Raw genomic sequence first — 13,474 nt, 5'->3', positions numbered from 1 at the left:
AAATATATGAAAAATAATCGAAATAGGTTAATCAATAATAGCCTGTTTTATATCTTGCTCTTTGTCGTTTTAGTACTCGCAGCAAGTTGGTTTGCTGGTGGTCAATCCTCAGATCAATCTAAAACGCTCAGCCAAGATCAATTTATTACACAGTTAAAACAAGGAAAAGTTAAGAGCTTTAAGATCGAACCTGTTAGTGGTGCTTACCAAGTTACTGGTCAGTACAAGAAGGCTCAAAGTACAGAAACAACACGTTCTGTATCAATCTTCAACAGAAGCCAAACTACAAGTTCTTCTAAAGTTACCCAATTTACTTCGACTGTATTACCAAATAACGATACGCTGAAGAGAATCAACAATGCCGCTTCAGCTGAGAAAGTTAAGACGACCGCAACCGCTAAGTCACAATCGTCTCAATGGATCTCGATAATTCTTACTTTGGTACTACCATTTATTCTTTTCTTCTTTATCATCTTTGCGATGATGGGGCGTGGAGGACAAGGTGGCGGTGCAAACCGTGTTATGAACTTTGGTAAATCCAAAGTTAAACCTGAAGACCCTAAGAAGAATAAAGTTAGATTTTCAGATGTTGCTGGTGCTGAGGAGGAGAAACAAGAGCTTGTTGAAGTTGTTGAGTTCTTGAAAGATCCTCGTAAGTATGTATCTCTAGGTGCTAGAATTCCATCAGGTGTTCTTCTAGAAGGACCACCTGGTACTGGTAAGACTTTGCTTGCCAAAGCCGTTGCTGGTGAAGCTAAAGTTCCATTCTATTCAATTTCCGGTTCTGATTTCGTTGAAATGTTCGTTGGTGTCGGTGCTTCTCGTGTTCGTGATTTATTCGAGAATGCTAAGAAAGACGCCCCATCAATTATCTTCATCGATGAAATCGATGCTGTTGGTCGCCAACGTGGTTCTGGTACCGGTGGTGGAAATGATGAACGTGAACAAACACTTAACCAATTACTAATTGAAATGGACGGATTTACTGGTAATGAAGGTGTCATTGTTATGGCAGCTACTAACCGTTCTGATGTCTTGGATCCTGCTTTACTACGTCCAGGCCGTTTTGACCGTAAGATTTTGGTTGGTAGACCTGATGTTAAGGGACGTGAAGCTATTCTTAAAGTTCACGCCAAGAACAAGCCATTTACTGATGACGTTGATTTGAAGCAATTAGCACAAACAACTCCTGGCTTCGTTGGTGCTGATCTTGAAAACTTACTTAACGAAGCTGCCTTGGTTGCTGCTAGACGTGGTAAGCAAAAGATCGATCCATCTGATATTGATGAAGCTGAAGATCGTGTTATTGCTGGACCAGCTAAGAAGAACCGTGTTATCTCTGATAGAGAACGTCACATGGTTGCATATCACGAAGCTGGACACGCTTTGATCGGTCTTGTACTTAATGATTCTCGTGTTGTTAGAAAGGTTACTATCGTTCCTCGTGGTAAGGCTGGTGGTTATGCCATCATGCTTCCTAAGGATGATCAAAACCTTATAACAAAGAAAGAATTCACAGAACAAATTGCTGGATTACTTGGTGGTCGTACAGCTGAAGAGATAATCTTCGGTACACAATCATCAGGTGCATCAAATGACTTTGAGCAAGCTACACAAATTGCTCGTACAATGGTTACTGAATATGGTATGACTGACCGTCTAGGTACAGTTCAACTTGAAAAAGATGGACAACCATTTAGTAGTGGTGGCTATCGTCAAATACCTGCTTATTCAGAAGATACAGCTAAAGCAATCGATCAAGAGGTTAAACGTCTTCTTGATGAAGGTCACGAACAAGCTAGAGAGATTATCGAAAGCCATCGTGCACAACATAAGTTGATTGCTGAAGCATTGTTGAAGTATGAAACACTTAACGAAAAGGAAATTTTGAGTTTGTTCAATGATGGCAAGATGCCTGATGGCGATGCAAACACAGAATTCCCAAGTGAAAGTGCAGCAACCTTCGAACAAGCAAAACGTGCTGTTGAAGCCAAAGATGCTGAAAAGCAAAAGACTGGTGCTAAGGCCGATGACAAGAGTGAAGTTGACGAAACTCAATTCCCATCAGAAGCAGAGCACAAAGAAGACACAACTACACCAACTGACAAGTCAGAAGACAAACCTTCAGAGACTACTCCAGAAGATGCAGCTAAGTCTGATAAGCCTGATGAAACTCACCATGAAGATTCATCTTCAGATGACAACAATTCAGATAATAATGATCAAGATAAATAATGCTAATAAAAGCGATTCGAAAGAAGCGACTCATATGAGTCGCTTTTTTCACGGAAAGGAATTTTTAAATGACTGATAAATTAACTAAAGCCGTTTCTAAAAATGGAAAATTCAGAGTTTATGTAGTTAATGCTACAGAAACCGTATCTGAAGCCCAAAAACGCCATGATACTTGGAGTAATTCAACTGCTGCACTTGGTCGTACAATGGTCGGTTCAATTCTTGTGGCAACTTCAACTTTGAAAGAAGATGAAGTTCTTACTACTAGGATTCTGGCTGATGGACCAGCCGGAGCCATCGTTATTGACGCTAATGCCAAGGGTGACGTCAAAGGTTATATTCAGAATCCACATGTAAGTCTTCCACTAAATGATAATCACCATATTGATGTTAAGGGTGCAGTGGGGACTCAAGGTACACTGAGTATCACCAAAGATATGCATCTAAAAGAACCATTTACAGGACAAGTTCCAATCGTATCTGGTGAAATCGGTGCAGACTTTGCATATTATATGGCTAAGTCAGAACAGATTCCTTCAGCTGTTGGAGTGTCGGTTTTTGTACAACCTAATGAAACTGTTGGAGCCGCTGGTGGTTTCTTGATTCAGACACTACCTGGTGCAGGTGATGCAGATATCGACAAGATTGAAAATAATCTAAAAATCATTCCTAATCTTTCGACATTATTGAATGAAGGCTTGAGCAATGAAGAAGTTATGAGCAAGATAATGAATGGTATCGACATGAAGATTTTGGAAGATATGTCAGTTCAATTTAAATGTGATTGTTCAAAAGATAAGTTTTCAAAATCATTAGCAACGCTTTCCGATAAAGAATTACAAGATATGATCGATGAGAATCATGGTGCAGAAGCTGTCTGCAAGTTCTGTAATAATAAGTATCAGTTTAGTGAAGATGAATTAAAAAATATTATTTCTGAAAAAGGGTAATGATGTTTGCCAACTAAATATAAAATTTGTTATCATGTCAAGTTGTAAATAAAAACGTGAGAAGTTTTTTTGAGGTAGACAGTATGGAGTGGAAAATAGGTAACGTTACAATCCCTAATCAGATTGTCGTTGCACCTATGGCAGGTGTTACTAATTCATCCTTCCGGGTCACTGCAAGGGAATTTGGAGCTGGATTAGTTGTCTGTGAAATGATCAGTGCTCAGGGCATCAAATATCATAATTTAAAGACTTTGGGCATGATGTTTGTGAATCCGTTGGAACATCCAGTTAGTATTCAAATTTTTGGTGGTACGACTGAATCATTGGTCAGTGCTGCTCGGTATGTAGCTGAAAATACTGCTGCCGATATTATTGATATCAATATGGGATGTCCAGTGAAGAAGGTTACCAAAATTGGCGCTGGTTCCAGTTGGCTCCGTGATCCGGACAAACTGTATGGGATGGTAAAGGCTGTCAGTGAATCAGTTGATAAGCCAGTCACAGTTAAAATGAGAACCGGTTGGGATAATGATCATATTTTGGCAGTTGAAAATGCAGTGGCTGCTCAAGAAGCTGGTGCTTCAGCTGTAGTAATGCACGGTCGAACTAAGGCACAGATGTATAATGGTCATTCCGACTGGGAGCTTTTACACGAAGTGGCGCAACATCTAACTATTCCTTTTATTGGCAATGGGGATGTTGTGACACCTCAAGATGCGAAAACAATGATTGATGACGTCGGTGCGGATGCTGTAATGGTAGGTCGAGCTGTCCTCGGAAATCTTTGGCGTTTGAACGAAATAAATCATTATTTGGAAACAGGCGAACTGCTTCCTGAACCGACTGTTAGAGAAAAAATTAATATAGCTAAACTTCAACTCCAACGTCTGGTAGACTTAAGAGGTGAGCATGTTGATGTTCCAGAATTTCGTCAACAAGCAGCATATTATCTAAAGGGGATTCCCCATGCAGTCAGAACTCGTGCTAAAGTAGTGAATGAAAATTCAATACAGGGAGTTTTTGACGCACTAGATCAATTTGTTGAAAGTTACGAACAACGAGAAGCGAGATCTTCAAAAAATTTCGTAGACAGGGGGAAAAATTTTGAGTAACGATAATAAGAAGAAGCAACCAACTAAAGAAGATATAAAGAAGACAAGGGTCATGAATGACCAACTACGGGTCAGACGTGAAAAACTCCAAGAACTTTATGATGAAGGAGTTGATCCATATGGTTCACGTTTTGTCAGAACTGACTTGGCACAAACACTTCAAAGCAAATATAGCGAAGAAGCTAAAGATGTCTTAGAGGAACAAAACACACCAGTTATCATCGCAGGTCGTATGATGACTAAACGTGGTAAGGGTAAAGTTGGATTTGCTGATATCAAAGATAGAAGTGGCAAGATCCAAATTTACGTACGTAAAGACGAAGTCGGTGAGGAGAACTATCACATCTTCAAACGTTCAGATATCGGTGATAACTTAGGTATCGAAGGTCACGTTATGAAGACTGATATGGGTGAACTTACTGTCAAAGCAACTAAGGTTACGATGCTAGCTAAGTCACTACGTCCATTACCAGACAAATTCCATGGTTTAACAAACGTTGAGCAAAAGTATCGTCAAAGATATCTTGATCTTATTGCTAACCAAGATAGTTTTGATCGTTTCAAGAAGCGTTCAAAAATCATTTCTGCTGTTCGTGAATACTTAGATGGTGAAGACTTCATGGAAGTTGAAACACCTACTTTGAATGCACAAGCTGGTGGTGCCAATGCTAAGCCATTTATCGCCCACTACAATGCACTTAATGAAGATATGTACTTGAGAATTGCTCTTGAATTGCCATTGAAGAGACTTATCGTTGGTGGTTTCGAACGTGTCTATGAAATTGGCCGTGTATTCCGTAATGAAGGATTAGATACACAACACAGTCCTGAATTTACATCACTTGAAACATATGCTGCATACTTTGATTTCAATGATGTTATGGATGAAACTGAAGGAATCATTAGACACGCTGCTCAAAAGGCTCTTGGAACAACTGAGATCACTTATCAAGGTGAAGATGTTGATTTAGGCAAGCCATTCAAGCGTGTGTCAATGGTTGACGCTATCCAAGAAAAGACGGGTATCGACTTTACTCAAGAAATGACAGTTGATGAAGCTCGTAAATTGGCTGATGATAACAACGTTCACTATGAACAATATTGGAAAGTTGGACACATCATTAGTGAGTTCTTTGAAACATTTGTACAAAATGACATCAAGGAGCCAACATTTATCTATGGTTATCCAATTGAGGTTTCACCACTTGCTAAGAAGAACAAGAAAGATCCACGTTTCACTGACAGATTTGAATTGTATATCTTAGGTAACGAGTATGGTAATGCCTTTACAGAATTGAATGATCCAATTGACCAACGTCAAAGATTTGAAGCTCAAGTTGCTGAAAGAAATGAAGGTAATGATGAAGCTGAAGGTATCGACGATGATTATGTTGAAGCATTGGAATACGGTATGCCACCAACTGGTGGACTAGGAATCGGTATTGATCGTTTAGTTATGCTATTGACTGATGCACCAACTATTCGTGATGTTGTGTTATTCCCAACTATGAAACCGGAAGATAATTCTAATAACGAATAATAGTGGGCGTGGGCCTACGGTAAAAAGTAACGAGTCTGCTGTGGGACCGACTTCAGCCTTGGTCTGAAGTCTCGCATTTGAACTCTGCACAAAACGCAGATTTCAAATGTCGTCCTGTGCTGTACGAACGGTAAACCTCCGTTCTACAGCACTATCACAGCTGACTCATTACTTTTTACCTCCGGCTAGTTGAATTGGTACTATCTAGATTGAATTTATGTGCTACCCAAAAAACGGAGGTTGCAAAATATTTCATCAGCCGTGTAAGTGGCGAAGCCACAGGACGAGCTTGGAGATTTGCGAAGCAAAGCTTTAAGTCGAGGTGAGAGACCGCACCCAAGGCTCGAACCGGTCCCACGGCAGATGAAATATTTCGCAACCGAAGTAAACCGAATATAATTAATTTAAAAAAGTTAACGAATTTTCGTTGACTTTTTTTATTTGTATTGGGTATAATAATATAGTTGTTTGTTACAAGAACACATGGAGGATTAGCTCAGCTGGGAGAGCATCTGCCTTACAAGCAGGAGGTCACAGGTTCGATCCCTGTATCCTCCATTAAACTTTTAAGTAAGTTTAGTGGTATTAAGTAATCACACTTTTGCGGGTGTGGCGGAATTGGCAGACGCGCTAGATTTAGGTTCTAGTGTCCAATGGACATGAAGGTTCAAGTCCTTTCACCCGTATTTCGATATTTAAGATATTGAATTGGTTTTACAACAAGTGTTATACTGATGCCGACTTAGCTCAGTTGGCAGAGCATCTGTCTTGTAAACAGGGGGTCGGAGGTTCGAATCCTCTAGTCGGCATTATGCGGAAGTAGTTCAGTGGTAGAACATCACCTTGCCATGGTGGGGGTCGCGGGTTCGAATCCCGTCTTCCGCTTCATTATTAACAGATTGTATCGGGAAGTAGCTCAGCTTGGCAGAGCATCGCGTTCGGGGCGCGGGGGTCGCAAGTTCGAATCTTGTTTTCCCGATCCAAAACAATTAAAAGAGTTCATCGATTCTATACAATGAGTCGATGAACTCTTTTGTTTGCGTCTAATTAGTAATGAGATTATGAAAAATGTGTAATAATAGTGGTAAGAAATCATTTTGTTAATCAATAAGTGATTTTGTAACAAATTAATTTATAATCGTGTTAATATAGAAACCAAACTTTTTTGTGGAATTGGTGGTTAGTTCCCACTTTGAGCTTAATCACTTGCATTTTTACACAACAGAATTATACTTTCTACACTAAAGAATTTATAAGTCGAGGTAGTTATCATGGACAAAGTATTTACCGAAAGCGCTAAAAACGCACTTGTTTTAGCCCAAGATCAAGCTAAAACATTTCATCATAATGCTGTTGGTACAGAACACATTTTATTAGGTCTAACAATGGAGAATGATGGTATCGCCGGTATTACTTTACGAGACTTGGCTGTTAGCGATAAGGATGTTTCAGAGGAAATTGAACATCTAACTGGCTACGGAGATGTCTCATCTAATACCGCTAAAGGAATTTATCTACCATATTCACCTAAGGGACAAACAATTCTTGCTAGTTCCGAGGAAATTTCAAATCAGTACAATACAAGTCGTATTGGAACTGAACATATCCTACTTGCTATCTTGGACGATGCTGATAATTTGGCAAATCGTATTTTATCCAATTTGGGATTAAGTCTCACAAAGACAAAGAGTCTACTACTCAATAAGATGGGCATGTCTAACAAGACAACTCGTCGTGGTATGGGAATGAATCAGAAGAAAAAGGAAGTTGCTGGTACACCTACACTTGATTCACTTGCTCGTGATTTGACAAAAATTGCTGCAGAGAATCAAATCGACCCTGTTATCGGACGTGAGAAGGAAGTTGAACGTACAATTCAGATCCTTAGCCGTAGAACTAAGAACAATCCAGTTCTAGTTGGTGAGCCTGGTGTTGGTAAGACTGCGATTGCTGAAGGCTTAGCTAATGCTATCGTCAAGAAGGAAGTTCCACTTGATATGCAGAACAAACGTATCATGATGCTTGATATGGGTTCACTTGTTGCTGGTACTAAGTATCGTGGTGAGTTTGAAGATAGATTGAAGAAGATTATCGAAGAAATTTATAAAGATAAGCATGTTATTTTATTCATCGATGAATTACACACTTTGATCGGTGCCGGTGGTGCTGAAGGTGCTATTGATGCTTCTAATATTTTGAAGCCAGCACTTGCTCGTGGTGAGTTGCAATTGATCGGTGCTACTACATTAAATGAATATCAAAAGTACATTGAAAAAGATACTGCTTTGGAACGTCGTTTTGCTCAAGTACATATTGAAGAGCCAAGCGAAGAAGAATCAGTTAAGATTCTTGAAGGCTTGCGTCCTAGATATGAACAACATCATGGCTTAACAATTTCTGATGAAGCAATCCATGCAGCCGTTAAATTGTCATCACGTTATCTAACTAATCGTTTCTTGCCTGACAAGGCAATTGACTTAATGGATGAGGCTTCTGCTAAAGTTCGTATTCATAATGTTTCGAAGAATAATGAACTTGAGAAGTTGACTGATGAGTCAATGAAGTTGATTAATGATAAGAACAACGCAATTTTGGATCAAGACTTTGAAAAGGCTGCTCAGATTCGTGAACATGAACAAGATGTTCAAGAGAAGATTGCCAAGATCAAAGAGGACCAGGACAATGGACGTTTGAAGAAGCCTGTTGTTAAGGTTGATGATATTGCCGAAATCATCGCTGAATGGACTGGTGTTCCAGTTAAGCAGATTACTCGTAAAGAGAGCGAACGACTACTTAACCTTGAAAAAGAACTCCACAAGCGTGTTATTGGTCAAAATGATGCTATTAGTGCTGTTTCACGTGCTATCCGTCGTGCCAGAAGTGGTATGAAGGATCCAAGTCGTCCAATTGGTTCATTTATGTTCCTTGGACCTACTGGTGTCGGTAAGACAGAGCTTGCTAAGTCAATTGCCGAAGTAATGTTTGGATCAGAGGATAATCTGATTCGTGTTGATATGTCAGAATACATGGAACAATACAGTACTTCTAAGTTGATTGGTTCAGCACCCGGATATGTTGGATTTGATGAAGGTGGTCAATTAACTGAAAAAGTTAAGAATGAACCATATTCAGTAATCCTACTTGATGAAGTTGAAAAGGCTCACCCTGATGTCTTCAACCTACTATTACAAGTACTAGATGATGGTATCTTGACAGATGCTAAGGGTCGCAAGGTCGACTTCAGAAACACAATTATTATCATGACATCTAACTTGGGTGCTCGTGCATTGCAAGATGACAAGTCCGTTGGATTTGGCGCCAAAGATGTTCACGATGATTATAAGGAAATGGAACAACGTATCAATACTGAATTAAAGAAATTCTTCAGACCAGAGTTCCTGAACCGTGTTGACGAAACAATCGTCTTCAAGGCTCTTGATAAAGACCAACTTAAGGCAATTGCTAAGATCATGAGCAATAATCTTAAGAAACGTCTTGAAGAAAGAAAAATTGAACTTGTTATTTCACCATCTGCTTATAGCGACTTGGTTAAGGACGGATATAATCCAGAATATGGTGCTCGTCCAATGAGAAGAACAATTCAACGTGAGATTGAAGATCCAGTAAGTGAATTATTACTGATGAATAAGGTCAGTGAAGGGGACACAATCAAGGTTGGTTCTAAACAAGGCAAGCTATCTATCAGTGTTGCTGAGAAGAAAGATGTTAAAGATAAAAAAATCGGTAAGTCATTAACTCATTAAAAAATACTTGACTATTGACAATGATAATGATTCCGAGTATTATCTTTCTATGAGATTTAAAGTTCAAAACGTAAGCCGCGATCTATTGTCCGTGGTGATGCCGTATAGAAGAAATCGAAAATAGAAGTAAGTTCTATTTTTGGTTTTTTTTTGCCTAAAAACCGGTATTTAAACCGTTTTCTTACAATTTGTAACACAATTGTAATATTACTGGTTAAGTTATTTTTTGAACAAATTATATGTTGAGGTGAAAAATTTGACTTATCATAACGTTAATTATGGTGCACACCGTGTTCGTCGTAGTTATGCAAAGATCAAGGAAGTACTTCCACTGCCAAATTTGATAGACATTCAAACAAACTCATACAACTGGTTTTTAGATGAAGGTCTAAAAGACATGTTTGATGATATTATGCCTATTGATGATTTTGCTGGAAATCTTTCATTGGAATACGTTGACTACAAATTACTAGAACCTAAGTATACCGTTGAAGAAGCAAGACAACATGATGCTAACTTTTCAGCACCATTGCATGTCACTTTGAAATTGACTAACCACGAAACTGGTGAAATCAAGACTCAAGATGTTTTCTTCGGTGATTTCCCAATCATGACTGAACAAGGTACTTTCATTATTAATGGTGCCGAACGTGTTATTGTTTCACAATTAGTACGTTCACCTGGTATCTATTACAATCAAGATACTGATAAGAACGGTCGTGTTAACTTCGGAACAACTGTTATTCCTAACCGTGGTGCTTGGTTGGAATATGAAACAGACGCTAAGGGTCTTGCATATGTAAGAATCGATAGAACTAGAAAGCTACCTATTTCTGAATTGATCAGAACATTAGGTTTCGGTGAAGATTCTGAAATTCTTGATATCTTTGGTGAGAACGATACATTGAACGCCACTCTTGAAAAAGATGTTCACAAAGATACAAGCGACTCACGTGTTGAAGAAGCATTGAAGGATGTTTATGAAAGATTACGTCCTGGTGAACCTAAGACTGCTGACAGTTCTCGTTCATTGCTCTATGCTAGATTCTTTGACCCACGTCGTTACGATATGGCATCTGTTGGTCGTTACAAGGTCAACAAGAAGCTTAACCTTAAGACTAGATTATTGAATAAGACATTGGCTGAAACATTAGCTGACCCTGATACAGGTGAAGTTATCCTTCCTAAGGATACTGTTTTGGACCGCGATGCTATGAGCAAACTTAGCCCATACCTTGATCGTGAAGACTTCAAGACTGTTACACTTCAACCTTCTGATGAAGGTGTCCTAACAGACCCAATCACTGTTCAAATTATTAAGATCTACTCAGAAGCTGACAATGAAAAAGTTGTTAATATTATCGGTAACGGTCATATTGATGAAAAGCTTCGTGTTATTACACCTGCTGATATCTTGGCTGGAATCAACTACTTCTTGAACCTTAAAGAAGGCATTGGTTCAACTGATGATATTGATCACTTGGGTAACCGTCGTATTCGTTCAGTCGGTGAATTACTTCAAAATCAATTCCGTATTGGTTTGTCACGTATGGAACGTGTTGTACGTGAAAGAATGTCAATTCAAGACTCAGCTACTGTTACACCTCAACAATTGATCAACATTAGACCTGTTGTGGCTTCAATCAAGGAATTCTTTGGTTCATCACAATTGTCACAGTTCATGGATCAGACTAATCCGCTTGGTGAGCTAGAACACAAGCGTCGTCTATCTGCCCTTGGACCTGGTGGTTTGACTCGTGATCGTGCCGGATATGAAGTTCGTGATGTTCACTATACTCACTATGGTCGTATGTGCCCAATCGAAACTCCCGAAGGTCCTAATATCGGACTTATTAATAACTTGGCCAGTTATGCCATTATTAATAAATATGGTTTCATCGAAACACCATATCGTCGTGTTTCATGGGATACACATAAAGTTACAGATAAGATCGACTACTTAACAGCCGATGAAGAAGATAATTACATTGTTGCTCAGGCTAATACTCTATTAAACGATGATGGTTCATTTGTTGATAACACAATTTTGGCTCGTCACAAAGATGACAATATTGAAACAACACCTGAAAAAGTCGATTACATGGACGTTTCACCTAAGCAAGTTGTTTCCGTTGCTACTGCATGTATTCCTTTCTTGGAAAACGATGATTCTAACCGTGCTTTGATGGGTGCCAACATGCAACGTCAAGCTGTTCCTTTAGTTAATCCACACGCACCACTAGTTGGTACAAGTATGGAATATATTGCTGCGCACGATTCTGGTGCTGCCTTGTTAGCTAAACATGCTGGTACTATCGAATATGTTGATGCTAAGAAGATCACTATCAAACGTGACGATGATGGAACAACTGATGAATATAAAGTTACAAAATTCCGTCGTTCAAATAATGGTAAGAGTTACAACCAAAGACCTATTGCTCGCAAGGGTGAAGTAGTTAAGGCCGGCGATATTATTGCTGATGGTCCTGCTATGGAAAATGGTGAATTAGCTCTTGGTCAAAACCCACTTATTGCCTTCATGACATGGAACATGTACAACTACGAAGATGCCATTGTGCTTTCAGAGAAACTTGTACGTGAAGATGCTTATACTTCAATCCATATTGAAGAGTATGAATCAGAAGCTCGTGATACAAAACTTGGACCTGAAGAGATCACACGTGAAATTCCTAACGTTGGTGAGGAATCACTTAAAGATCTTGATGAGTTCGGTATTATCCGTATTGGTGCCGAAGTACGTGATGGAGATATCTTAGTTGGTAAGGTTACACCTAAGGGTGTTACAGAATTATCAGCCGAAGAAAGACTATTGCATGCTATTTTCGGTGAAAAAGCTCGTGAAGTTCGTGATACTTCACTCCGTGTACCACATGGTGGTGGCGGTATTATCCAAGACGTTAAGGTATTTACTCGTGAAGCCGGCGATGAATTAGACCCTGGTGTTAACATGCTTGTTCGTGTTTACATCGCTCAAAAGCGTAAGATTCAAGTTGGTGACAAGATGGCCGGACGTCATGGTAACAAAGGTACTGTTTCAATCGTTGTACCTCAAGAAGATATGCCATATATGCCAGATGGTACTCCAGTAGATATTCTATTGAACCCAATGGGTGTTCCATCTCGTATGAACATTGGACAGGTTCTAGATCTTCACTTGGGTATGGCTGCTAGAAAACTTGGTATCCACGTTGCAACACCTGTTTTCGATGGTGTTCAAGATGATGAATTATGGGATATTGTTAAAGAAGCCGATATGGATTCAGATGGTAAGTCGATCCTTTATGATGGACGTACTGGTGAACCATTCAAGAACCGTGTTGCCGTTGGTGTCATGTACTACATGAAGTTAGCCCACATGGTTGATGATAAGTTACATGCTCGTTCAATCGGACCATACTCACTAGTTACTCAACAACCACTTGGTGGTAAAGCACAATTTGGTGGACAGAGATTTGGTGAAATGGAAGTTTGGGCACTTGAAGCTTATGGTGCTGCTTATACACTTCAAGAAATCTTGACATACAAGTCAGATGATATCGTCGGTCGTGTTAAGACATACGAAGCTATCGTCAAAGGTGAGAGTATTCCTAAGCCAGGTGTTCCGGAATCATTCCGTGTTCTGGTTAAAGAATTACAAGCCTTAGGACTTGATATGAAGGTTCTTGATTCTCATAACAAAGAAATCGAACTTAGAGATATGGATGAAGATGAAGATACAGTAAGTATTGACGCTCTATCTAAGTTTGCTAAACAACAAGAACAAAAACGTGCTGAAGAAGAAGCTAAGAAGCTTGAAGAACAACAATCAGCCGAATCAACAAGTACTAAATCAGAGAAATAGTCATAATTTAG

At 39.3% G+C, this 13,474-nt stretch carries 6 protein-coding genes and 5 tRNA genes; all 11 read left to right on the top strand.

Going from position 1 to position 13,474, the window contains the following annotated elements:
- Window positions 1-6 precede the first annotated feature (6 nt).
- The 11 genes from ftsH (at window position 7) to rpoB (ending at window position 13,463) form a co-directional block, all read left to right on the top strand.
- Window positions 7-2,235: an ATP-dependent zinc metalloprotease FtsH gene (gene ftsH, locus EKM66_RS03995; RefSeq protein WP_125761910.1), complete on the top strand. Its 2,229-nt coding sequence runs from the start codon at window positions 7-9 to the stop codon at window positions 2,233-2,235.
- A 68-nt stretch (window positions 2,236-2,303) separates the two neighbouring features.
- Window positions 2,304-3,185: an Hsp33 family molecular chaperone HslO gene (gene hslO, locus EKM66_RS03990; RefSeq protein ID WP_125761908.1), complete on the top strand. Its 882-nt coding sequence runs from the start codon at window positions 2,304-2,306 to the stop codon at window positions 3,183-3,185.
- 83 nt (window positions 3,186-3,268) lie between these two features.
- Entirely contained in the window at window positions 3,269-4,297 is a 1,029-nt protein-coding gene (dusB, locus tag EKM66_RS03985; protein ID WP_125761906.1) for a tRNA dihydrouridine synthase DusB, read from the top strand.
- Between the two features lie 52 nt (window positions 4,298-4,349).
- Window positions 4,350-5,837, top strand: a complete 1,488-nt coding sequence (gene lysS / locus EKM66_RS03980; protein ID WP_125761989.1) for a lysine--tRNA ligase — start codon at window positions 4,350-4,352, stop codon at window positions 5,835-5,837.
- Between the two features lie 485 nt (window positions 5,838-6,322).
- Window positions 6,323-6,395: transfer RNA gene (locus tag EKM66_RS03975), tRNA-Val, on the top strand.
- Between the two features lie 45 nt (window positions 6,396-6,440).
- Window positions 6,441-6,523, top strand: a tRNA-Leu gene (locus tag EKM66_RS03970).
- Between the two features lie 50 nt (window positions 6,524-6,573).
- Window positions 6,574-6,646: transfer RNA gene (locus EKM66_RS03965), tRNA-Thr, on the top strand.
- 4 nt (window positions 6,647-6,650) lie between these two features.
- Window positions 6,651-6,722: transfer RNA gene (locus EKM66_RS03960), tRNA-Gly, on the top strand.
- A 20-nt stretch (window positions 6,723-6,742) separates the two neighbouring features.
- Window positions 6,743-6,816 (top strand) — tRNA-Pro (locus EKM66_RS03955).
- Between the two features lie 292 nt (window positions 6,817-7,108).
- Window positions 7,109-9,601 carry an ATP-dependent Clp protease ATP-binding subunit gene (locus EKM66_RS03950; RefSeq protein WP_125761904.1) on the top strand — a complete coding sequence of 831 codons (2,493 nt, stop codon included), beginning with the start codon at window positions 7,109-7,111 and terminating at the stop codon, window positions 9,599-9,601.
- 256 nt (window positions 9,602-9,857) lie between these two features.
- Window positions 9,858-13,463 (top strand): DNA-directed RNA polymerase subunit beta, encoded by a 3,606-nt coding sequence (rpoB, locus tag EKM66_RS03945; protein WP_125761902.1) that lies wholly within the window; start codon window positions 9,858-9,860, stop codon window positions 13,461-13,463.
- Window positions 13,464-13,474: the final 11 nt, after the last annotated feature.

It is taken from the genome of Companilactobacillus hulinensis, assembly GCF_003946555.1.
In the GTDB taxonomy this organism is placed as follows: domain Bacteria; phylum Bacillota; class Bacilli; order Lactobacillales; family Lactobacillaceae; genus Companilactobacillus; species Companilactobacillus hulinensis.
Note: the sequence above shows the minus strand (reverse complement) of the source record. Positions and strands in the feature narration are given on the sequence as shown.